The organism is Streptomyces sp. NPDC007971 (assembly GCF_042958635.1).
In the GTDB taxonomy this organism is placed as follows: Bacteria; Actinomycetota; Actinomycetes; order Streptomycetales; family Streptomycetaceae; genus Streptomyces.
In genome coordinates, this window is sequence record NZ_JBIBJK010000009.1 from 370,656 (window position 1) to 392,831 (window position 22,176).

Below are 22,176 nucleotides of genomic sequence, written 5' to 3' on the forward strand. Positions count from 1 at the left end.
CGTCCTGACCCGCCTGCGTCCGGTGCTCCGGCCGCCGGACCGACCTGCCCCACCTTCGTCCCGGATCCCCCTCCGTCCTGGAAACGCGAAAGAAGCCACCCATGGACCTATCGACGTCCAGTGTCATCACCCTGAAGATCAACGGCGAGAAGTACACACTGCCCGTCGACCACCGCACCACCCTGCTCGACGCACTGCGTGAACGCCTCGATCTGACCGGCTCCAAGAAGGGCTGTGACCAGGGGCAATGCGGTGCCTGTACCGTCCTTTTGGACGGGCGCCGGGCCGTCGCCTGCCTGCAACTGGCCGTGGCCGCCGAAGGCCGCGAGATCACCACGGTCGAAGGCCTGGCCGACGGCGAGCGGCTGCACCCCGTGCAGCAGGCCTTCCTCGACCTGGACGGCTACCAGTGCGGCTACTGCACCCCGGGGCAGATCTGTTCGGCGATCGGGATGATCCAGGAGCACGCGGCGGGCTGGCCGAGCGCCGTCACCGCGGACGTCCGGCCCGAAGCGGAGCCGGCGCCCCTGACCGCCGAGGAGATACGGGAGCGGATGAGCGGCAACCTGTGCCGCTGCGGTGCGTACGTCTCGATCGTCGAGGCGGTGGCCCGGGCGGCCGGGAGTGAGACGCAGACGGACACGGCTCACGCGCCCGGGGGCGGGACGCAGACGGACACGGTTCCCGCGGCGCGCGTCAGTCCCGCAGTCAAGGCGAAGGAGGCCGTGGCATGAGGGAGTTCGGCTATCAGCGGGCGTCCGACGTCGCGGGTGCCGTCGCACTGCTCGGCGCGGATCCGGACAACCGCTTCCTCGGGGGCGGCACCAACCTCGTCGACCTGATGAAGACCGGCGTCGAACGGCCCGCCCGGCTCATCGACATCCGTGAACTCCCGCTCGACGCGATCGAGTCGACGCCGCAGGGCGGTCTGCGCATCGGCGCCACCGTCACCAACGGCGACCTGGCCGCCCACCCCGACGTCCGGCGCCGCTACCCGGCGCTGGCGCAGGCGGTGCTGGCCGGAGCGTCCGGGCAGCTGCGCAACATGGCCACGGTCGGCGGGAACCTGCTCCAGCGCACCCGCTGCGGCTACTTCACCGATGTCACCAAGCCGTGCAACAAACGGGTCCCCGGCAGCGGTTGTCCAGCCGTCGCGGGCGAACACCACCAGCACGCGATCCTCGGCGCGTCCGAGCACTGCGTGGCCGTGCACCCCTCGGACATGGCCGTCGCGCTCACCGCCTTCGACGCCGTCGTCCACTACGAAACCGCCGACGGGCCGGGGGAGTTGCCGCTTCGCGAGTTCTACCTGCCCGTAGGCGCCACCCCGCATCACGAGACCGCCCTGCCGCCGGGGGCGCTGATCACCGGCCTCACGCTGCCGCCCGTGCCGGCAGCCGTCCACTCCCGCTACCGCAAGGTGCGCGAGCGCGCCTCGTACGCGTTCGCCCTCGGCTCCGTCGCCGCCGCGCTCGACGTCCGCGACGGCGTCGTCCGGGACGTGCGCCTCGCCCTCGGCGCCGTCGCCTCCCGGCCCTGGCGTGCCGTCGCGGCCGAACGCGTCCTGACCGGCGCACCGGCCGGAACCGAGACCTACGCGGCCGCCGCGGACGCCGAACTGGCCGCGGCCAGGCCCCTGCCGCACAACGGATACAAGGTGACCCTCATGCGCAACCTCATGGTGGCCGTGCTGACCGAACTCGCCGAGGAGGCGGCCCGATGACCACCGTCACCACCGGGACACCCACGTCGGTGCCCTCCGTCGGCTCCGCGCACACGCGCGTGGAGGGCAGGGACAAGGTCACCGGAGCGGCCCGTTACGCCGGGGAGATACCGTTCGCCGGCCTCGCGCACGGCTGGCTGGTGCTCTCCACGGTCGCCCGCGGCCGTGTCCGAGCCGTCGAGAGCACGCCCGTCCTCGCCATGCCGGGCGTCCTCGCCGTCCTGGACCACCGCAACGCCCCGCGGGTCGAGACCGACTACACCGGCCTGATGGGATCGAAACCCGACCCGACCTGCGCCGTCTTCCAGCACGACCGGGTGCCGCACCTGGGCTGGCCGGTGGCGCTCGTCGTCGCCGAGACGTCCGAGCAGGCCAGGGAAGCTGCCGAGGCGCTCGTGGTGCACTACGAGCAGGAGCCCCACGACATCGGCTTCACGGGCGGGCACCCGGATGCCTACCCGCTGGACAGCCATGCGCCGGCGGTGACGGCGAAGGGTGACCTCGACGCCGAGCTGGCGGCATCGGCCGTCGTCGTGGACGCCGAGTACACGACGCCCGAAGAGCACCACAACCCGATGGAACCGCACGCGGCGACCGCCCGCTGGGACGGCGGACGGCTCGAGGTGGTCGACTCCAACCAGGGTGCCACCTGGGTGGTGGGCGAACTCGCGAGCCTGTTCTCGCTCGACCCGGCCTCCGTGCGCGTCCGCTCCGAGCACGTCGGCGGGGGCTTCGGCAGCAAGGGCGTCCGTGCCCACCAGGTGGCCGCCGTGATGGCCGCGAGCGTCCTGCGACGCCCCGTGCGGGTCGTCCTGACACGCCGCCAGATGTTCTCGCTGGCCGGTTACCGCAGTCCCACCGTCCAGCACGTCAGGCTCGGTGCCGACGCCGACGGACGGCTGCGCGCGCTGGAGCACCGCTCGCTCAGCCTCACCTCCACCGTGCACGAGTTCGTCGAACCGAGCGCGGCGGTGGCACGGGTGATGTACGACGCCGACGCGCACCACACCGCCAACCGCGTCGTACGGCTCGACGTACCGACCCCGACGTGGATGCGCGCCCCGGGCGAGGCGCCGGGGTCGTTCGCGCTGGAGGCGGCGCTCGACGAACTCGCCGAGAAGGTCGGCATCGACCCGATCGAGCTGCGGGTGCGCAACGAACCCGACAAGGGGCCGGTCTCCGGGCTGCCGTTCGCCGGCCGCAATCTGCCCGCCTGCCTGCGCGAGGGCGCCCGCAGGTTCGGCTGGGCTGACCGGGACCCGCGCCCCGGCCTGCGCCGGGACGGTCGCTGGCTGCTCGGCACCGGTACGGCGGCGGCCTCCTTCCACGCGGGTGCCATGCCGTCCACCGCGGCCGCGACCGCGCACCCGGACGGCACCTTCACCGTCCGGATCGCCGCGGCCGACATCGGCACCGGGGCCCGTACGGCCCTCACCCTGATCGCCGCGGACGCGCTCCGTGTGCCGCCGGAGCGCGTCGAGGTGCGCATCGGCGACAGCGCCTTCGGACCTGCGATGATCGCCGGCGGCTCCATGGGCACCCGCTCCTGGGCCTGGGCGGTCACCGCCGCGGCCGACGACCTGCGCGAGCGGCTGGCCCTGAGCGGCGACATCCCCCCGGAGGGGATCACCGTGCGGTCGGACACCACCGCTGCCATCGGCGCCCTCGCGCCCGCCGAGCGCCACTCCTTCGGCGCGCAGTTCGCCGAGGTCGCCGTGGACGTCACGACCGGAGAGGTGCGCGTGCGGCGCATGCTCGGCATCTTCGCGGCGGGCCGCATCGTCAACCCGCTCACCGCACGCAATCAGTTCCTGGGCGGCATGATCTGGGGCATCTCCATGGCCCTGCACGAGGAGGCCGTCCGCGACAGCGCCTTCGGCGGTCCCGTCGGCGCCGACCTAGCGGGCTATCACGTCGCCACGCACGCGGACGTACCGCACATCGAGGCCGACTGGATCGACGACCCGGACCCGCAGGACCCCGTCGGGATCAAGGGTATCGGCGAGGTCGGCATCGTGGGCGCGGCGGCCGCCATCGCCAACGCGGTCTGGCACGCGACCGGCGCACGGCACCGGAGTCTGCCGATCAGGCCGGACCGCGTCATCCTGGCGGGGGCACCGCGTGCTTGACATCGCCGGGGAACTGCTCCGCTGGACCGAGGAGGGCCGGGACTTCGCCGTCGCCACCGTGCTGGCGGTGGGCGGCAGCGCGCCGCGCGGTCCCGGCGCGGCCCTCGCCGTCGACAGCGCGGGCACCGTCGTCGGCTCGGTCTCCGGCGGCTGCGTGGAGGGCGCCGTGTACGACCTGTGCCAGGAGGCGCTCCGGACGGGCGGGACCGTGACGGAACGGTTCGGCTACAGCGACGAGGACGCCTTCGCCGTAGGACTGACCTGCGGCGGCACGATCGACGTGCTGATCACACCGGTGGTGGGCGGGCAGGCGCCGGCCCGTCCCGTCCTGGCATCGGCCCTCCTCGCCGCCGCCCGCGGCGAACCGGCGGCCCTCGCCCGGGTCGCCCGCGGCCCGGCCGAACTCCTCGGCCGGGCCCTGCTGGTGCGGGAGGACGGCACGTACGAGGGCGGTCTGGGCGGGCACGACGAGCTGGACCGGACGGCGGCGGCCGAGGCCCGCGCCCTGCTGGAGACCGGGCGCACCGGCACGGTGGACATCGCCGCCGACGGGTCGCACTGTCCCGGCGGCCTGACCCTGCTGGTCGAGTCGAACGTGCCGCCCCCACGCATGATCGTCTTCGGTGCGGTGGACTTCGCGTCGGCGCTGGCGCGCGCCGGCAAGTTCCTCGGCTACCACGTGACCGTCTGCGACGCCCGCCCCGTGTTCGCCACCCGGGCGCGCTTCCCCGACGCGGACGAGGTCGTCGTCGACTGGCCGCACCGCTACCTGCGGCGCACCGGGACCGACACCCGCACCGTCCTGTGCGTGCTCACCCACGATGCGAAGTTCGACGTCCCCCTGCTGAAGGCGGCGCTCGCGATGCCGGTGTCGTTCGTCGGCGCGATGGGCTCGCGCCGCACGCACGAGGAGCGCAACCGGCGCCTGCGGGACGAGGGCGTGAGCGAGCGCGAGCTGGCCCGGCTGCGCTCCCCGATCGGCCTGGACCTCGGGGCCCGTACGCCGCAGGAGACCGCCCTGTCGATCGTGGCGGAGATCGTCGCAGCCCGGCGCGGCGGCACGGGCGTTCCCCTGACCGGGTCGAGGACGCCGATCCACCGCGACCGGCAGGAACACGGCGGGGTGACGGCCGCCTGAGCACCCGGCCGACGGACCGGGAGGATGGCGCCGGACGGCTCCGGCGTGGTGGCAACGGCTCAGCCGCGGGGGCAGAGGACGAAGTCGGGGTGGGGGCGCCGGGTGTGGTCGTCGCCCAGACCGGTGAGCGCCGCGCGGATCCGCCCAAGGTGCGCGGGGGTCAGCTGGAGCGGAGGCTCGTCGGGCTGGTAGGTGGTGCGTACCGGGTAGTCCACCCCCGGCTCGGTGGTCATCTCGATGTGGCAGCCCAGCACATGCGTGACCGGCCGCCGGTCGGCGAACTCGATCAGGCGGTCGATGCTGCGGGTGAAGGCGGGCACGTCCTGGATGTACAGCCGGCCCGGATAGACGCTGTCACCGGTGAGCAGGAGGCCGGTGGCCGGGTCGTAGTAGGTGACGGCCGCGTCGTGGTGGCCCGGGGTGGCCAGGCACTCCAGCACCCGGCCGCCCAGGTCGACGGGGGAGACGGCGTCCGGGTCGGTGTCGAACCCGAAGTACCGCCAGGCGGTGGCGCGGTCGGCGGCCACCACCGTGGTGCCGGGACGGCCGGCGAACTGGCCGTCGCCCGCGACGTGGTCGCCGTGCCCGTGGGTGTGCAGCACGAGGAGCTGGTAGCCCTCCCGCGGATGCCGGGCGAGCCAGTCCGCGAGGAGTCCGTCGACCACTTGGCGCAGGGGGAAGAACGCGGCGGACTCGGTGGCGCCGGTGTCGATCAGCACGGCCCGTTCGTTGCCGCACAGCAGGAACAGGAACGGCGCCTCGTAGTGGACCGCCATGTTCTGCCGGAGGATGAACGTGTGCTCGTCGTAGGCGTGGACCTGGATGTCGGGGTCCGTGTTGTGCTTGGCCGACGGCGAGCCGTGGATCCACCGCACGTCCAGCGGGCGCGCCTCGGGAGAGGTGCGGGTGAAGTCGATCAGCTGCGTGCCCGGGTCCACGATGCCTCCGTGCGTGCGTCGTCTTGGCGGGCCGGGTACGGCGCACATCTCGTCCGGGGCAGGCACGTCCGGGCCTCCGCCGGGACGCTACCACGCCCCCGGGCGCACGAACGGGCAGGCACCGGCAGCCCGGTCGGTGCAGCCCGGGCGCCCACCCGGCGCCCATGGGCAGCGGCCGAGTGGGTGGCCCGGCCGGCGTCATCCCGGCGCGACGTGCCCGCCCGACGTGCCCGCGGGCGGCGTCGGCGCGGCCCGCTCGTCGGCCAGCAGGCAGGCGGTGAGCGCCGCGGTGTCGTCCTGCAACTGGTGGTCGCTGTAGGCGAGCAGGTCGTTGTGGAGCTGTTCCATCAGTTCGCGGGGCGGGAGAGGACCCCAGGAACGCAGGCGCTGCAGAAGGGGATAGAACGAGCCGGCCGGGTCGCGGGTCTCCGTGATGCCGTCCGTGTAGAGCAGCAGTTGGTCGCCGGGCAGGAAGTCGTAGACGTCGACCTGGTAGGGGTCTTCGACGAGCATGCCGAGGTTCAGCGGCGGGGCCGACCGCCCCTGGTCCAGTTCGCGTACCTCGTCCCGGCGGATGAGGACCGGCGGCGGATGGCCGCAGTTGACGACCCGGACGACCCGGCCGTCGGCGGGGACCTCGGCGAAGACGGCGGTCACGAACCGCTCGCCCAGCTCGGTCCCGCCGAGTTGGGTCGCCCTGCGGTCCATGCTCTTCTCCACCCGGCCCGCCAGGGTGGGAAGGTCGGCTTCGTCGTGAGCGGCCTCACGGAACGCTCCGAGCAGGGCGGCGGCCGTCTCGACCGCGAGCAGGCCCTTGCCGCGGACGTCACCGATGAGCAGCCGGACCCCGTACGCCGTGGGAACGGCCTCGTACAGGTCGCCGCCGATGCGTGCCTCCGCGTCGGCGGAGAGGTAGAGGCTCTCCAGACGGAGGTTGCCGATCCGGTGCGGCACCGGTCTGAGCAGGACGCGCTGTGCGATCTCGGCCACGAACCGCACGTCGGCGAGCGTGCGCTCGCGGCGGATCCGATGGGCGGCCAGGATCGTGCCGAGGGCCCCCACCAGGGCGGTGCAGATGTACGAGGCGACGTAGTGGCGGTCCCACAGATATCCGACCGACCGGCCCGCGCAGCAGGGGGTGCCGGCCAGGACCCCCTCGAACAGGACCGAGAACACCGTTGCACCGGCGACCACGAAGGGCCCGTGTGCGAAAGCGGTCACCAGTGGCACGGCGATCAGCGCGAAGCTCACCGGCCAGTCCGCGGGCGTCAAGGGTTCGATCACCAGCAGGGCCACGACGTACAGGACCGGAAGCCAGCGCATCCATGCCGGGGGTGCGGGAAGCCGGGACCGCACGACGGCGCCGGACTCCGGCTCCCGGCCGATGCGTCTGCCGAACCCGTGCCTCACCCGTCACTCCTGTGCGCGGGCGTCGCCGAGGCTGTCGGGACGGCCCGGACGGCGAGATGCACAGACGGACCACAGGCCTGACGGTTCGGCTTACGCGGCCTTCGCACTCCGGACTCCTGTCACACGATCCCCGACCAGAGGTCCAGCCTCCTGCGCCCGGTCGCGGCACACCGGCGATTGCTCCGCCTGGCGGCATGTTCCGCCGCACTGTCCTTGCGGCACGCAGGCGGTCGCCCGCGCGGCCCTGGAATCCGTCCCGGCCCGGCACGCCGACGCGCCCGCAGGCCGCTGGCGTGCCCGTCGGCCGCGGCGTGCCTGCAGCCGCCTGCGCACCCGGCGGCGACCGACGCGCACGCGCTCACCGGTCGTTGCCCGCCCCCACGCGCTCACCCGCCGCTGCGCGCCCGTCGGCAGTCGTTCGCGCGTCCCGAGGAGTACAGTATTCATCGACCGATGAATTAATGGTCTCGTGAAGGGCGGAACTGCCATGGAACGGACCACCTGCTGCGTCGTCGGAGGCGGACCCGCGGGCATGGTGCTCGCCCTGCTGCTGGCACGGGCCGGTGTCGCGGTGACCGTGCTGGAGAAGCACGCCGATTTCCTGCGTGACTTCCGCGGCGACACCGTCCACCCCTCCACGCTGGCCCTGCTCGACGACCTGGGCCTGGCCGAGCGCTTCGCCCGGCTGCCGCAGCGCCGCGTGCGCACCGTCCAGCTGCCCGTCGGAGCCGGCCGCTCCATGGCCACGGTCGGAGACCTCTCCGTGCTGCCCGGCCCCTACAACTACGTGGCGATGGTGCCCCAGTGGGACCTGCTGGACCTGCTGGCCGAGGAGGCCCGGCGCGAACCGGCCTTCCAGCTGCAAATGAACACCGAGGCGACGTCCTTCCTCATCGAGTCCGGACGGGTGACCGGGGTGCGCTACCGCACCTGCGACGGCCGTACCGGCGAGCTGCGCGCCCTCCTCACCGTCGCCTGCGACGGCCGCGGATCACTGGCGCGCTCCCGTCCGGAACTCGCACTGCACGGCTTCACCTGCCCGATGGACGCCTGGTGGTTGCGCCTGCCGCGCAACGAGGACGACCCGCGCGGACTCGTCGGCGGAGCCGGGGACCGCTTCCTGACCGCGATGATCGACCGTGGCGACTACTGGCAGTGCGCCGTGCTCATCCCCAAGGGCACCGACGCCGAGCGCCGAGCCGCGGGCCTCGACCGCTTCCGGGCCGAATTCGCCGCCGCCGTCCCCTGGATCGCCGACCGCGTCCACGTCCTGCACTCGTGGGACGACGTCAGGTTCCTCGACGTACGCCTGGACCGCCTGCGCCGCTGGTACCGCCCCGGCCTGCTGTGCATCGGCGACGCCGCGCACGCGATGTCCCCGGTCTTCGGCATCGGGATCAACCTCGCGGTCCAGGACGCCGTGGCCGCCGCCCGCCATCTCGCCGGGCCGCTGCGCCGCGGGACGGTGACCCCGTACGACCTGCGGGGGATCCAGCGCCGCCGCCGTCCCACCACGGTTGCCACACAGGCACTTCAGCGGGCGGCCCATGCCCGTGTCATCGCTCCCGTCCTGCAGGGCCGGCCACCGTTCGGCAGCGCACAGCGGGCCGCACGCCTGGCGCGCCTGCTCACCCGGTCGCGCTGGGCACGCCGTCTGCCCGCCTACTTCATCGGGTACGGCGCACTGCGAGAACGCCCGCCCGCCGTGGCCCTCCGCCGGCCCTGACCGTGGCACGATGGTGGTGAGCATCACCCTGGACAGGGGGTGTTGGGCATGTCCGTACCACCATCGTCGCCCGCTTCGGCCTCCGCTTCCGCATCCCATCGGCCGGGGCTGAGGCGCGAGATCGGCTTCGTCGGACTCATCTGGGCGTCGGAGGGCTCGATCATCGGATCGGGCTGGCTGTTCGGCGCCCAGGGCGCCCTGGGCGCGGCCGGACCCGCGGCGATCATCTCCTGGGTCATCGGCGGCCTCGCGATTCTCATTCTCGCGCTGGTCCACGCCGAACTCGGCGGCATGTATCCGGTCTCGGGCGGCACCGCTCGCTTCCCGCACTACGCGTTCGGCGGAGCCGCGGGCGCGTCCTTCGGCTGGTTCTCCTGGCTGCAGGCGGCGACGGTCGCACCCATCGAAGTGCTGGCGATGATCACCTACGCCCAGCACTACTCCTGGGCGGGCGGCTGGGAGAAGATCCAGGGCGGCGAGCACGTGCTGACCCCACCCGGAATCGCCGTCGCGGTGGGCCTGATGGCGGTCATCACCGCCGTCAACTTCCTCAGCATCCGGCTGCTGGCACGCACCAACAGCGCGGCCACCTGGTGGAAGGTCGGCGTCCCGCTGCTGACGATCTTCGTGTTCGCCGTCGCCCAGTTCCACGCGAGCAACTTCACGGCGGCCGACGGATTCGACCCCTACGGAGCCAAGGGCATCCTGTCCGCCGTCTCCACCAGCGGCATCATCTTCGCGCTGCTCGGCTTCGAACAGGCCGACCAGCTCGCCGGGGAGAGCGCCGACCCCAAGCGGGACATCCCGCGCGCGGTGATCGGGTCGATCGTCCTCGGCATCGTGATCTACATCCTCCTCCAGATCGCCTTCCTCGCGGCACTGCCCGCCTCGCAGATCGGCAGCCACTGGGCCACCTCCGCATTCAACGCGCTCAGTGGCCCGTTCGCCCAGGTCGCCACCCTCATCGGCCTCGGCTGGCTGGCCACGGTCCTCTACCTCGACGCCGTGATCTCACCCGCCGGCACCGGCCTGATCTACATCACCGGCTCCTCCCGCGTCTCCTACGGCCTCAGCCGCAACGGCTACGTGCCCTCCGTGTTCGAGGTCACCGACCGGCGCGGTGTCCCCTGGGCGGGCCTCGTCACCGCCTTCGTGATCGGCTGCGTCTGCTTCCTGCCCTTCCCCAGCTGGCGCTCCCTCGTCGGACTGATCACCAGCGCCAGCGTGCTCATGTACGCCGGAGCGCCGCTCTCCTTCGGGGTGTTCCGCAACCGGCTGCCGCAGGCTCACCGCCCCTACCGCCTGCCCGGCGGCAGCTGGATGTCACCGCTGGCCTTCGTCGTCGCCAATCTGCTGATCCTGTGGTCGGGGTGGACGACCGACTGGAAGCTCGGCGTCGCGATCCTCATCGGCTACGTCGTCCTGGTGGCCAACCGGGTGTTCAGGATGAACCCGATCACCCCTCAACTCGACCTGCGTGCCGCCCAGTGGCTGCCCGCCTACCTGGTCGGCATGGGCCTGATCGTCTACCTCAGCGACTTCGGTCCCCTGGCGCACCCCTGGTTCCCGCTGTGGTGGGACATCGGCGTCACGGCGGCCTTCAGCCTCGCCATCTACTACTGGGCCCTCGCGGTCGCCCTGCCGACGGAGAAGATCCAGCGGCTGATCGACCATGTCGTCGTCCCCGAGGAGGAGAACATCCTGTGAGGGCGGTGGGCCGCGGACGCGGTGGCCGGCGGACCCGCCACGACAACATGGACGAAGGCCAGGGCCACAGGGTCCCGGCCTTCGCTCATGTGTGGAGAGGTGAGCCACCACCCGGTCCACTGGTCCCTGTTCGCTGGTTGGAGCCAGAAGAAGACAGGGCCTACCTGCCGTTCGGACGGGTAGGTGTGCGGATCGTCGCAGCCCGATGCGAGCGACAGCAAATGCATCTGGGACGGATTTGAAGAAAGAACGCCGGTGAACGCGGCATTCCTCCCGGGACCTGGTGCGGTGCTCGGGTGCAGCCTGGGTTTTCCCGGGGTGGCATCACCGTAGCGTTCAGTCATGGCCAATCATTGCGGCGCACTTGCCACTTCGCCCCGTCTCCTGCACGCGCGACAGATCCGAACTTAATCACCGCGGCCCGCTTTCGCGCGCTCCGATCGCTGGCACCATTCTGTCCACCAGAGCGCAGCGGAGCCACCCGCTGCGCCGACGGTGCCGGTTGGAGCCAGGTCCGGGTCGTCCCGTCCCGGAACGCCGCGTGGGGTGCGAAGCGCCCACGCGCATCGACACGAAGAAGGGCCGCTCATGCTGCATCACTCCTCGATATCCCCCGTTGCCGGAGGCGGACGGCGGCCTGCCCCGCCACTGGGGTAGCCCGGTGGCGCGCACGGGGCGCCCGATGGCGCCCATTCCCAACCCGGGCAGTGCGGTGGGCAAGCTGGCCGCGGCGCTGCGGACGGCACGAGCCCGAAAGGGCCTGAGCCGCCGGGAGATCGCCCTCAAGGCCGGCACGTCGATCGGTACCGTCCAGCGCGCCGAGTCGGGCCGAGACCTGCCGACACTGGAGACGGCACAGGCCTTCGCGGCTGCCTGTCACCTGGACGTGGAGCGGATCGAAGCACTGTGGCGCAAGGCCGCCCAGCGTGGGCGCAACCAGCCCCTGACCCGGGCACGACCGCTGCCGCAGATCGTGGACACTGCGGAACTGGGGCTCGCGCTCCGGCAGGCCTGGGAACTCAACGGCTGCCCGTCCGCGGACGAGATGGAACGGCGGGCCAGAGCCCGCGCCCATGACTTCGTTCCGCTGTCCCGGTCGACGGCGTGGCGGATCCGCGAGCGCGACCAGTCCGTCACCTCGGAGAAGCAGTTGTTCGCCTACCTCGTCGCCTGTCAGGAGCCGGAGAAGCGGTTTCCCCTGTGGTCCGACACCTGGCATCGGGTACGGCAGGCGAAGTCCCGGGGCGACGGCACGGGCGAGGCCCGTCGGCAGTGGCTGGAGGCGGCGGAGGCCGCGCAGCATCTGCGCGAGGCCGGCCTCACCCCTCTGGAACGCTTTCCCGGCCGGCTGGCCCCCTGGACCGTGCGTTGCCGGCGGCGAGTGTGCCGCCAGGTGAGCCGGATCCGCTACGCGGACATCGTGGCCAGTGCCTACGGCTGCCGGATCTGCGCCGGGATCATCGCCTGACCGACTCGGCCGCCGAGGCCGGCGCCGCGCCCGCCGGGAGACCTGACCCAGGCTCCCGGGCGCGGCACGAGAACGAGGAGATCACCATGTCCACCCCAAGCCCTCGGCGCGGACGTGCGCGGCAGGCCTGGGCCTGGAGCCGCCGCCGTTCGAGCGCGATGCTCTCCAGTGCTCTGCGGGGCGCCGCCTACGCGTCCGGCGCGGGAGCCGTCGGCCTGGTCTTCTGGTGGATCCAGCAGAGGATCTAGCCGCGACACCACCTGATCGGCCCCCGCGGCCCCGCAAGCCCCGGCAGTCCTGGCCGTCCCGGCAGGCCCGGCGGGGCCGGCCGGTGTCCGGGCGGCCCCGGTGGCGCCCGCCGGTGCCCCTGGCCGTCGGGCCGCCCTGACCGACCGCCTCGGTCGGCCGGTCGAGCACCGCAGTCGGCCATGCTGTTGTTCCAGTGCCGAGTGGCTCGCGAGCGCCTCAGGATCAACGTCGATGAGGGGCCGGCGGTCACCTGGTCACTCGGTCGCGTCCGGTCGACAGGTCCGCCTGCTCGGTCGAGTGCTCGTCCCCGTCGTGGCCGCGGGTCGCGGTCTTCGGTGGGAGGGCGCCGGCTGCGCCGTCCGTGACGGTGAAGCGGCGGACTCCCGGGACGGCTGCGGTTCCCGCGCAGGCCAGGCCGACTGCGATCGCCGCGGCCCAGAGCGGCGCCTGCGGGCCCCACGCGCTCGCCGCGAGCGGGGCGAGGACGTAACCGAGGGGCATGGCGCTCAGGGACAGCAGCCAGTCGTACGAGGTGACGCGTGCCAGCACGCCGGGCGGGATGGCGGCCTGGACGGAGGTCTCCCATACGGGGTTGAGGAAGCCGAGGCCCGCCATGGCGAGGCCGTAGGCGGCGATGACGGTGACAGCAGGGGTGCCGGCCGCGAACAGGGCGAGCGGCAGCGCGTAGGTCGCCAGGCCGAGGTTGGCCGCGAGGACGGGGCGGCGGGGGCGGGCGCGCCCGGCGAGCAGGGAGCCGAGCAGCAGTCCCACGGCTCCGGCCTGGAGGATCGCCACCCAGGTCCGTTCGCCGCCCAGCTGACGTACGGCCAGGGCGGGGCCGATCGTCATCAGCACGGCTGCGGCTCCGTTCCACGCGGCGTGCGCGACGAGGCTCGTCCAGTACCAGTCCCGGTTGCGGACCTCCTGCCAGCCCTCCACGAGATCGACACGCAGCGAGCGGCGCTCTGCCGGGACGTGGCCGATGCGGATCGCGGCGACCAGCCCCGCGCTGACCGCAAAGGACGCGGCGTCCAGGACGAACGCCCAACCGGGTCCCGCGATGAGAATCAGCGCGCCGGCCAGGGCCGGTCCACCGAGACCGGTGACACTCTTGACGGCGCCTAGCGCCGAGTTGGCGGCCTGCCGGTCGTCGCCGGTCACCGAGCCGGTGATCAGCCGCGGCAGCGTCGGCATGGCGAATGCGGAGGCGGCCCCGCCGACCGCCTCCGCGAGGGCGATCTGCCACAACCCGCTTACTCCGCCCAAGAGTTGGAGGCCGACGTAGAGCTGCGCCGCACAGCGTACGAGATCGGTGGTGAGCGCCACGGTCCGAGCATTGAACCGATCGCCGACGACACCGCCGAGAGGCAGCAACAGGAGTCTCGGCACCATCGCGCAGCCGAGGACGATGGCGAGGGCGGACGTGGAGCCGGTGGCCCGCAGGACGGCGAGGGACAGCGCGGCGGGCACGACGGCGTCGCCGACAAGGGAGAGCGACTTCCCCAGGAAGAGCAGCCGGAAGGCGCGGTTGCGCAGCAGTCGGTGTGACATGCCGCCGAATGTATTTCGGCGTCAAACATTCGTCAACGAAATATAAGGCTCCGAAATATCTGATGCCGAAGCGTCGCGACGTAGGCTGGGAGCCATGAAGCACAGGGAGCCCGGGGCGCACGACTGGACGGACGAGCACGTCACCCGCTGGATGACGGTGCTGCCCGACCTCGATCCGGACATCGAGGGCGCGGTGACCCGCATGAAGAAGGTCACCTGGCATCTGGGCAAGGTCCGCGAGCGATCGCTGGCCAACTACGCCCTGGAGCGCCACGAGTTCGACACGCTGCACAAGCTCGCCGCCCGCGAGGGCCGGGCGACACCGTCCGAGCTCGCCACCGATCTCGACCTCGCTCCCGCCTCGATCACGGGCCGCCTCGACGCTCTGGAGCGCCGCGGCTTCGTGCGCCGCACCCCGTCGAAGGCCGACCGGCGCCGCGTCGACGTGGAGCTGACCGACTCCGGCCGCGCGACCTGGCTGAGCGCGATGGACGTGGTCGGCGACGAGGAATACCGGCTTCTCGGCGTCCTTTCGCCGGACGAGCGCCGTGCTCTGTCCGACATGCTGCGCCGCGTCGCGCTGGCCGCGGAGGCGTACGACGACGCCTCCTGACGCCCGGCCGTGACGCCCGGGTGGCCGACGAACCACTCGCGGTCGGCCCGGCGGGCCGGGCCGACCGAAGCACCCGGTGGCCGGCGGTGGTGCCAGGCTCCGGCCGTCAAAGGCGGATCCGGGCCGGCGACCAGCCGCTTTGCATAAAGATGCAATTCATGGCATAGTCTTCCCATGTCCAAGGTCCTCACCTCCCTCCCCGTCGGCGAGCGCATCGGCATCGCCTTCTCGGGCGGCCTCGACACGTCGGTCGCGGTCGCCTGGATGCGCGACAAGGGCGCCGTCCCGTGCACCTACACCGCCGACATCGGCCAGTACGACGAGCCCGACATCGACTCGGTGCCCGGCCGTGCGAAGACCTACGGCGCCGAGGTCGCGCGACTGGTCGACTGCCGCGCGGCGCTGGTCGAGGAGGGGCTGGCCGCACTCTCCTGCGGTGCCTTCCACATCCGCTCGGGCGGGCGCCCCTACTTCAACACCACGCCGCTCGGCCGCGCCGTCACCGGTACTCTCCTGGTCCGGGCGATGCTCGAGGACGACGTGCAGATCTGGGGCGACGGCTCCACCTTCAAGGGCAACGACATCGAGCGGTTCTACCGCTACGGCCTGCTCGCCAACCCGCACCTGCGGATCTACAAGCCCTGGCTGGACACGGACTTCGTGACCGAACTCGGCGGCCGCAAGGAAATGTCGGAATGGCTCCTCGCCCACCAGCTGCCCTACCGCGACAGCACGGAGAAGGCGTACTCCACCGACGCCAACATCTGGGGCGCCACCCATGAGGCCAAGACCCTGGAGCACCTGGACACCGGCATCGAGACCGTCGAGCCGATCATGGGCGTGCGGTTCTGGGACCCCGACGTCACGATCCTCACCGAGGACGTGACCATCGGCTTCGAGCAGGGCCGACCGGTGACGATCAACGGCAAGGAGTTCGCCTCCGCCGTCGACCTGGTGATGGAGGCGAACGCCATCGGCGGCCGCCACGGCCTGGGCATGTCCGACCAGATCGAGAACCGGATCATCGAGGCCAAGAGCCGCGGCATCTACGAGGCGCCGGGCATGGCCCTGCTGCACGCCGCGTACGAACGCCTGGTCAACGCGATCCACAACGAGGACACCGTCGCCCAGTACCACAACGAGGGCCGGCGGCTCGGCCGGCTGCTCTACGAGGGCCGCTGGCTGGACCCGCAGGCGCTGATGGTGCGCGAGTCCCTGCAGCGCTGGGTGGGAGCCGCGATCACCGGCGAGGTGACCCTGCGGCTGCGGCGCGGTGAGGACTACTCGATCCTCGACACCACGGGCCCCGCGTTCAGCTACCACCCGGACAAGCTCTCCATGGAGCGCACCGAGGACTCGGCGTTCGGCCCCTCGGACCGCATCGGCCAGCTCACCATGCGCAACCTCGACATCGCCGACTCCCGTGCGCGGCTCGAACAGTACGCGGTCCTGGGCATGGTCGGCGTCGGTCACCCGCCGCTGATCGGTGCCGCCCAGGCCGCCTCGACCGGTCTGATCGGCGCGATGGACCGGGGCGGCGCCGAGGCGATCGCCTCGCGCGGCGAGTCCGCGGAGGAAGAGGAGACGATGCTGGACCGCGCCGCGATGGAGTCCGGCACCGACTAGGTGCTTCTTTCGGATCAGGCCGGCTTCGGGGCACGGCGCCTGATGGCGGGCCCGGGCGGGCTCGCGGCCCTGGCAAGATCCGAAAGAGTGGCCCTGTGACAGGCAGTCACCTGTGGGTGGGCAGCGGGTCCCGGCGGTCGTGTTCCGCCGGGCCCCGCTGCGCCTCGGTCCGCGAGGACCGGCCTCGGTCACGGCGTCGCGCACACGCCTCGTAGAGTCGCGGTGATGAATGCAGACGACGCACCCGACTCCGGCCTGACGATGCTGACTTCGGCGCAGGCCTCGCATCTGAGGGCACTCGCTGCCCCCTACGCCCAGGACGGCCACCTCCACCCCTTGGACAATCTCGCTCACCTGTGCCGCAAGGTGCCCGAGGAACAGTGGCCCGACCTGGTCGCCGCACACTTCGCCCGCCTGCAGCAGGCGAGCCAAGGCGGCGAGAGCGCGGACGAACTGCTGCGGGGCGTGCACGCCCGGCTGCTGCCCGCCGAGCCGCTCACCCCCGAACTGGCCGGCGCCCTGCGCTACGCACGCGTGGTGGCCGACGGGCTCGTCTTCGCCTATGCCCTCGACGGGCCCACCAGCGTGCGGATCCTCACCGACAGCGACGTGGAGCGCGCCGGGACCGAGCAGCTCGGGCAGGCGGCCTACGAGAACCTGATGCGCGTACCGGTCGAGCACGACGAAGTGCCCGTCGAGGGGCAGGCCACACTCCACTCCCTGTACGGGGACTCGCCGTTCGTCGCGAGCAAGGCACTGTTCCTGTCCGCGGCGGCCCGACAGGCCGTCGGCGAGCCGCTGCCGGACGCCGGCGCCCTCGTCGTCGTCCCGACGCGGCACAACCTGGTGTACCATCCCATCGCCGACGGATCGGTCGTGTACGCCGTCAACAGCCTTGCCGCATACGCCCTGGGTGCCCACGAGGACGGGCCGGGCGCACTGTCACCACGGGTGTACTGGTGGCACCGCGGCGGTCTGACCTCGCTCACGGTCATCGACCACGAGACCCTCACCTTCTCCCTCCAGCCGCCGCCCCAGCTCCTCGGCCTGATGAAGGGCCTGGTCCGCCTCGACCGCGCCGGCCGCCTCGCCACACGCGCCGGGGCCACAGCCCCCGACCCCGCCGAACTCACCCGCACCACAGCCGAGTCGATAGCGCGCCTCGGGCAGGACCCGGCAGGACTGGGCGACGCCTTCGCCTCCGCCGTCGCCCTCGCCCACGCCCGCTGCGCCGCCGACCCCCGGGCGGCACACGTCGACACGTGGGACGCCTGGGCCACCGCGGTCCAGCTCGGCTCCGCACTGTTCACCGGCGCTCAGCCTCAGGACTGTCATCTGGGCGAGGACCTGGTCAGGCAGCTGCCCGCCATGTCCGCCGAACCGCCCGCCGACGCCCGCGCCTGGCTCGACGCCCTCTACCTCGCCGTCGTGTGCCGCCGCCAGGACCGCATCGGACACCTGTGCCAGGTCCCGCTGGAGACGCTGCGCCAGGACGACACCGTGGACGAGTACGTCCTCCACTGGATCGACACGCTGCAGACCTACTTCTCCCGCCGCTCCATGGACGACGTCGTGCAGAAGCTGCTCGCCACGATGCAGACGTCCATGCCCGAGGCCCTGACCCACGCGCCGAAGGACTACGTCAACCGCGTCGACTACCAGCCGACCGCCCTCTTCCACCGCCTCGTCGCGGGCGACCACGACGCCTTCGCCAAGGCACTCGCCGAAGCCCTTGAGGACCACGCCGGCTACTGGGGCGCATCGGAGGCGCCGCGCGCCCGGGTGGCCCTCGGACCGCTCGCCATGGCGAGCCTCGCCTACGACCACGGGTTCCCGGTCGCGCAGGACGAGCGGTACCTGCCCCTGTACCTGCTCAACCGCGAACGGATCGAGGACATCCCCTGACACCCCACGTCCGGTCCGGGTGGACCTCCGGCCGGTAGCAGGGACGGTGACCCCGGCCCCGGCCGCCTGGGAGTCGGGGTGCTGTCCCGCGCGCTGGAACCGCCGGGCGCGAAGTCCATTGGCACGACGACATGTCGACCCGCTGACAGCACGGGTCAAGGGCAGGGTGGTGAGGTGGACGGCGGTGCTGCTGCGCTTCTCCTCGCCGCCGACGCCCTCCAGAGTCTCGACGAGGTGGCCACGGGCGCTAGGACCTGTCCGACGGGTCTGTCGTCAGACGCGTGCACACCGCGTCCAGCCCCTCAGTCGTACTCGCATTCGTCTCCGCTGCCCCTGCACCCGCCTTCAAGAGAATGTCCACCGGGTCTCCCCGGTGGACATGTGCGACCGACCTGGATTCAGAGTGATCGAACGTTCTGAGCCTGCGGCCCCTTTCCCCCCTGCCCGACCTCGAATTCGACCTTCTGCCCCTCATCGAGGGTCCTGAAGCCGTTTCCCTGGATCTCGCTGTAGTGAACGAAGATGTCCGGGCCTCCGTCCTCCACGGTGATCCACCCGTACCCCTTCTCCGCGCTGAAGGACTTCACTGTGCCTTGAGCCATAGGTGTGCGTCTTCCTGCTGGGTGGCGCTCAGGCGCCTTCTGAGATGACGCTTGAAGAATTCCCCGTTGAGTCGGTGACCGAGCGGGACTCACCCGAACGGGCGCGACGGGAGGAGAGGGTTGCCGGATGTGTCGGACGCACCGACACGTGCGCGCAGCGCGGGCATGCCGGGGCCGCGCCGCACTCCGCTACTTCGCCCTCGACGGCACCGACCACGCCAGCCACAAAGAGCAGGGCAGCATGATCCGCCGCTGCATCATCTGGCGGAACAAGCACGCCGCCGACGAACGGCTACGCAAGGTCGTCACCAGGGCGAACGCTGCCTGATGAGCACCAGGCGTCCGTGCGACGCGCCCCGTCGAGATCGACTCACGCACATCCTCTGCGCAGGCGCGTCCTGCGTTCAGGCCGCGGCACGGAAGACGTACGCCATCATCGGGGCGGTGACCGGCCCCGGGCCCAGCCGTGCCGTCATCTCCTCGATGACGATGTCCCGGACAGCCTGTCCGTCGCCGCGCTCCTCAATGGCCGCGCGCACCGGTGTCCCGGTGAGGTACCCGGTGGCAAGGTCGACGGTCGACGCGGCCCAGCCCTGAAGCGTCAACTCCTGCCCGTCCTCGACGGCGAACCCAGCGGCCACCAGATCAGCGGCCACGACAGCGGGGTCGGCATAGCCGTGCGGAACCGTCTGGAAGAACCGTGGCGGGTCGACCGGAAAGGCCCGCTCCAGCCCAGCCTGCAGCGCGACTTCGAAGGCGTGCGTCCCGAGCGGGCCCCAGGTATTGAACAGGAATCGGCCGCCCGGGGCCAGCACCCGGTGGATCTCGGTGAAGGCCTCGATGCGGTCGGGGAAGAACATCACACCGAACTGGCAGACCACCAGGTCGAAGCCTCCGTCCGGGAACGGCAGTTGCTGCGCGTCGGCCTGCCGCCACACCGCGCCCGGAGCCCGGGTCGACCCGAAAGCGACCATGGCCTCATTCAGGTCGGTGGCCGTCACCTCGGCCGAGGGTGCCGCTGCGAGCAGGTCCGCTGTCAACACGCCAGTCCCCGCAGCGAGCTCGAGGATTCGCCGAGGATGGAGTGCCGCCGCCCGGGCGGTCAGGTCCTCGGCAAACGGCCGGAAGACCACCGGCACGAGGTACCGCTCATAGGCCGCCGGCATGGATTCGGACCATCGCCGGTCGGCATTGATTCCTGCCACCCTCATGACGGTAGCGCCGCGTCAGGAAACCTCTTCCTTGCCGCGCCGCCATACACCCTGGAGCTAGGCCCTGTCCGACGAGTCGCGTGACTGCTGAGCGTGCTGATCGTTCCAGTCGGCGTGGGACGGGGCGACTTATCGAACGAGGAATGGGCTCGGCTGGGGCCCTGCCTACCGAAGAATGTTGGCCGTGGCGGGCGTTGGAAGAACCATCGTCAGGTGATCAACGGGATCCTGTTCCGGCTAAGGACCGGAATCCCATGGCGGGATCTGCCGACTCGATTCGGGAAGTGGAAGACGGTATACGATAGGCATCGCCGCTGGTCGGCGGATGGAACGTGGGACAGAATTCTGCGAGCCGTCCAGACCGATGCCGACGCGGAAGGCCGTATCGATTGGTCGATGGTGAGCGTGGACTCTACTGTGTGCCGTGCTCACCAGCACGCTGCTGTCGCACGCAAGCAGGCGCCGCGCAATGTTGGGAAGCGCGCCCAGCCCGCCCAGCATCGTCCAGATGAAGCCCTTGGCCGCTCACGCGGTGGGCTGACGACGAAGATCCACCTGGCCGGTGAGGGCGGGTTACGACCGTTGGCCATGCTGATCACGCCCGGACAATGGGGCGACGCCCCGCAGATGATCCCGGTCCTGGAGCGCATTCGTGTGCCCCGTCCGGCTAGCGGCCGTCCTCGCACCCGGCCGGACCACCTGAGCGGAGACAAGGCGTACTCATCACGCCGAAATCGCCGTTACCTGCGGCGTCGACAGATCAAACACACCATCCCCGAACGCCGTGATCAACAGGCTCACCGCCAACGCCGTGGCAGCTGCGGTGGCAGGCCCATCGGCTTTGACCCGGCACGCTATGCCCGCAGGAACGAGGTCGAGCGCCTGATCAACCGCTTGAAGATCTACCGGGCCGTCGCCACACGCTTTGACAGGAGGGCGTACGTCTTTCACGGCACCGTGACCGTTGCCGCCGTACGTCTCTGGCTCCGCTCCTGACTCGCTGCAACTCCAGCAGCACTTCCGTATCTGTCCGTCAGAGGCGTCGTCGGGAGTGACGCTCGTTGATGGTGCGTCAGGGGCGATCCTGCGGAAACGCCCCGCTGGCGGTGAGGGCGTAGTGGTCGCTGAGGTCGGTGGTGTCGGTTTGGCGCCCGCCGGCTGTGAGCCTGATCGGCTGACTGCCGCGGGGACGGACAACCTGGCTCGCCCAGCCGGTCAGCCTGGTGTGGCTGGTGCGCTGGAGGGCGAAGTCGAGATCCTCAGCTGCATCGGTGGGGTATCGCAGTCGTGCGATGTCATTGTTGTGAGTGTCGAAGGAGTATCGCTCGCCGCTGCGGCTGCCGTCGCCAGCCTGGAGGAGCCGGAGCATGTTCTCGTATTCGGCGGTACTGCGGTCGACGTTCATGTCACCGAGCAAGAGGACCGGTTCGTCCTGGGAGATCTGGTTCTTCTTTTCCTTGTAGGTGAGGAATTCGTCGATCTCCCGGAACTGCTTGGCACGGATGTCGGCTGCGCCCTTGCTGCTTCCACAGCCGGAGTCGGTGGACTGCGGGTGCGTGCCGATGATGCTGAACTGCCGCCCGTTCTTGTTGATTTTTGTATAGGCAAAGCCCTTGGCAGCGTGTTTGTCTGAGCCACAGCCGTCCTGGAACACTGTCTGTTCCGCGACCTGGATCGGGTACCTGCTGACGATGGCCACGCCGCCGTTCTCCGGCTCGGTCCCGGTGCTGTGCCAGTGCTCTGCGTCCCAGTCCTGTGCATAGGTTCCGCCCCACTCAGAGGCACCGACCACCCTGGTCTGGTAGATGTAGCCGAGGTCGAGAAGGCCGTTCAGGAGCTGCTTGGAGGAATCGATGTGGAACAAACCCTCCAAGACGATGACGTCGACGTCCTCGTCCCGGAGGAAGTCCTGGCTGAGCATTTCCTTGACCCGCGCGGTGTTCACGGAGTTGGTCCCGGTGACCACCTGCATCAGATTTGACAGCAGCATCGTGTCGTAGTTGACGGCCTTGAAACTGTCGGCTGAAGCATGTGCGGGTTCCGAGACTGCGACGGCGTGTTGGGAGGCAGCCGCCATACCCGTCATCAGGGCGACTGCGGCGATACCAGTACGTACGAGCATGGGTTCCTCCTGCTGCGCAGAGACGTCTGTCCTGAGCATGGGCCGCAGGAGGATCATG

Annotated in this window: 18 protein-coding genes, 1 pseudogene and 1 riboswitch; of the genes and pseudogenes, 13 read left to right on the top strand and 6 right to left on the bottom strand. The window is 71.1% G+C overall.

The genetic code is table 11. From position 1 onward, the window contains the following. Positions 1 to 101: 101 nt before the first annotated feature. The 4 genes from ACFZCP_RS21530 to ACFZCP_RS21545 are packed head-to-tail and all read left to right on the top strand — an operon-like array spanning position 102 to position 4,990. Positions 102 to 734, top strand: a complete 633-nt coding sequence (locus tag ACFZCP_RS21530; protein ID WP_391428892.1) for a 2Fe-2S iron-sulfur cluster-binding protein — start codon at positions 102 to 104, stop codon at positions 732 to 734. After that, entirely contained in the window at positions 731 to 1,723 is a 993-nt protein-coding gene (locus tag ACFZCP_RS21535; RefSeq protein ID WP_391428894.1) for an FAD binding domain-containing protein, read from the top strand. Before ACFZCP_RS21530 ends, ACFZCP_RS21535 begins: the two co-directional genes overlap by 4 nt. Beyond that, entirely contained in the window at positions 1,720 to 3,852 is a 2,133-nt protein-coding gene (locus ACFZCP_RS21540; protein WP_391428896.1) for a molybdopterin cofactor-binding domain-containing protein, read from the top strand. The genes ACFZCP_RS21535 and ACFZCP_RS21540 overlap by 4 nt, the downstream gene beginning before the upstream one ends. Next, on the top strand, positions 3,845 to 4,990 hold the full coding sequence (locus ACFZCP_RS21545) for an XdhC family protein (RefSeq protein ID WP_391428898.1): 1,146 nt from the start codon (positions 3,845 to 3,847) through the stop codon (positions 4,988 to 4,990). The genes ACFZCP_RS21540 and ACFZCP_RS21545 overlap by 8 nt, the downstream gene beginning before the upstream one ends. A 59-nt stretch (positions 4,991 to 5,049) precedes the next feature. Here ACFZCP_RS21545 and ACFZCP_RS21550 read toward each other — a convergent pair whose 3' ends face one another. Then, complete coding sequence (locus tag ACFZCP_RS21550) at positions 5,050 to 5,928, bottom strand: MBL fold metallo-hydrolase (RefSeq protein WP_391428900.1); 879 nt, start codon at positions 5,926 to 5,928, stop codon at positions 5,050 to 5,052. 12 nt (positions 5,929 to 5,940) lie between these two features. Beyond that, positions 5,941 to 6,008, bottom strand: a riboswitch (guanidine-III (ykkC-III) riboswitch). 118 nt (positions 6,009 to 6,126) lie between these two features. Beyond that, complete coding sequence (locus ACFZCP_RS21555) at positions 6,127 to 7,251, bottom strand: SpoIIE family protein phosphatase (RefSeq protein ID WP_391428975.1); 1,125 nt, start codon at positions 7,249 to 7,251, stop codon at positions 6,127 to 6,129. A 574-nt stretch (positions 7,252 to 7,825) separates the two neighbouring features. Between ACFZCP_RS21555 and ACFZCP_RS21560 the strand changes: the two genes are divergently transcribed. The 4 genes from ACFZCP_RS21560 to ACFZCP_RS21575 all read left to right on the top strand — a co-directional run bounded on the left by ACFZCP_RS21560 (position 7,826) and on the right by ACFZCP_RS21575 (position 12,487). Next, positions 7,826 to 9,064 (top strand): FAD-dependent oxidoreductase, encoded by a 1,239-nt coding sequence (locus ACFZCP_RS21560; protein WP_391428902.1) that lies wholly within the window; start codon positions 7,826 to 7,828, stop codon positions 9,062 to 9,064. A gap of 48 nt (positions 9,065 to 9,112) precedes the next feature. Next, a complete protein-coding gene (locus tag ACFZCP_RS21565; RefSeq protein ID WP_391428904.1) occupies positions 9,113 to 10,771 on the top strand; it encodes an amino acid permease in 1,659 nt (552 codons plus the stop codon). A 682-nt stretch (positions 10,772 to 11,453) separates the two neighbouring features. Next, positions 11,454 to 12,239 (top strand): helix-turn-helix domain-containing protein, encoded by a 786-nt coding sequence (locus ACFZCP_RS21570; protein WP_391428906.1) that lies wholly within the window; start codon positions 11,454 to 11,456, stop codon positions 12,237 to 12,239. 86 nt (positions 12,240 to 12,325) lie between these two features. After that, positions 12,326 to 12,487: a hypothetical protein gene (locus ACFZCP_RS21575; RefSeq protein WP_362695424.1), complete on the top strand. Its 162-nt coding sequence runs from the start codon at positions 12,326 to 12,328 to the stop codon at positions 12,485 to 12,487. A gap of 247 nt (positions 12,488 to 12,734) precedes the next feature. Here the strand turns inward: ACFZCP_RS21575 and ACFZCP_RS21580 are convergent, their stop codons facing one another. Next, positions 12,735 to 14,039 (bottom strand): MFS transporter, encoded by a 1,305-nt coding sequence (locus ACFZCP_RS21580; protein WP_391428909.1) that lies wholly within the window; start codon positions 14,037 to 14,039, stop codon positions 12,735 to 12,737. Positions 14,040 to 14,133: 94 nt separating this feature from the next. On the opposite strand from ACFZCP_RS21580, the gene ACFZCP_RS21585 reads away from it, so the two are divergent. The 3 genes from ACFZCP_RS21585 to ACFZCP_RS21595 all read left to right on the top strand — a co-directional run bounded on the left by ACFZCP_RS21585 (position 14,134) and on the right by ACFZCP_RS21595 (position 18,183). Continuing rightward, positions 14,134 to 14,652, top strand: a complete 519-nt coding sequence (locus tag ACFZCP_RS21585; RefSeq protein WP_391428911.1) for a MarR family transcriptional regulator — start codon at positions 14,134 to 14,136, stop codon at positions 14,650 to 14,652. Positions 14,653 to 14,826: 174 nt separating this feature from the next. Further along, a complete protein-coding gene (gene argG / locus ACFZCP_RS21590) occupies positions 14,827 to 16,278 on the top strand; it encodes an argininosuccinate synthase (protein ID WP_391428913.1) in 1,452 nt (483 codons plus the stop codon). A 225-nt stretch (positions 16,279 to 16,503) separates the two neighbouring features. Next, on the top strand, positions 16,504 to 18,183 hold the full coding sequence (locus ACFZCP_RS21595) for an Imm49 family immunity protein (protein WP_391428915.1): 1,680 nt from the start codon (positions 16,504 to 16,506) through the stop codon (positions 18,181 to 18,183). 398 nt (positions 18,184 to 18,581) lie between these two features. Here ACFZCP_RS21595 and ACFZCP_RS21600 read toward each other — a convergent pair whose 3' ends face one another. Then, on the bottom strand, positions 18,582 to 18,785 hold the full coding sequence (locus ACFZCP_RS21600; RefSeq protein WP_391428917.1) for a cold shock domain-containing protein: 204 nt from the start codon (positions 18,783 to 18,785) through the stop codon (positions 18,582 to 18,584). Between the two features lie 181 nt (positions 18,786 to 18,966). Here ACFZCP_RS21600 and ACFZCP_RS21605 point away from each other — a divergent pair. After that, positions 18,967 to 19,113, top strand: a pseudogene (locus ACFZCP_RS21605) (transposase); the annotation flags it as partial. 76 nt (positions 19,114 to 19,189) lie between these two features. Here the strand turns inward: ACFZCP_RS21605 and ACFZCP_RS21610 are convergent. Continuing rightward, entirely contained in the window at positions 19,190 to 19,951 is a 762-nt protein-coding gene (locus tag ACFZCP_RS21610) for a methyltransferase domain-containing protein (protein ID WP_391428977.1), read from the bottom strand. A gap of 159 nt (positions 19,952 to 20,110) precedes the next feature. Between ACFZCP_RS21610 and ACFZCP_RS21615 the strand changes: the two genes are divergently transcribed. After that, positions 20,111 to 20,992 (top strand): IS5 family transposase, encoded by an 882-nt coding sequence (locus ACFZCP_RS21615; RefSeq protein ID WP_391428979.1) that lies wholly within the window; start codon positions 20,111 to 20,113, stop codon positions 20,990 to 20,992. 76 nt (positions 20,993 to 21,068) lie between these two features. Here the strand turns inward: ACFZCP_RS21615 and ACFZCP_RS21620 are convergent, their stop codons facing one another. Beyond that, complete coding sequence (locus ACFZCP_RS21620) at positions 21,069 to 22,118, bottom strand: endonuclease/exonuclease/phosphatase family protein (RefSeq protein WP_391428919.1); 1,050 nt, start codon at positions 22,116 to 22,118, stop codon at positions 21,069 to 21,071. Positions 22,119 to 22,176 lie beyond the last annotated feature (58 nt).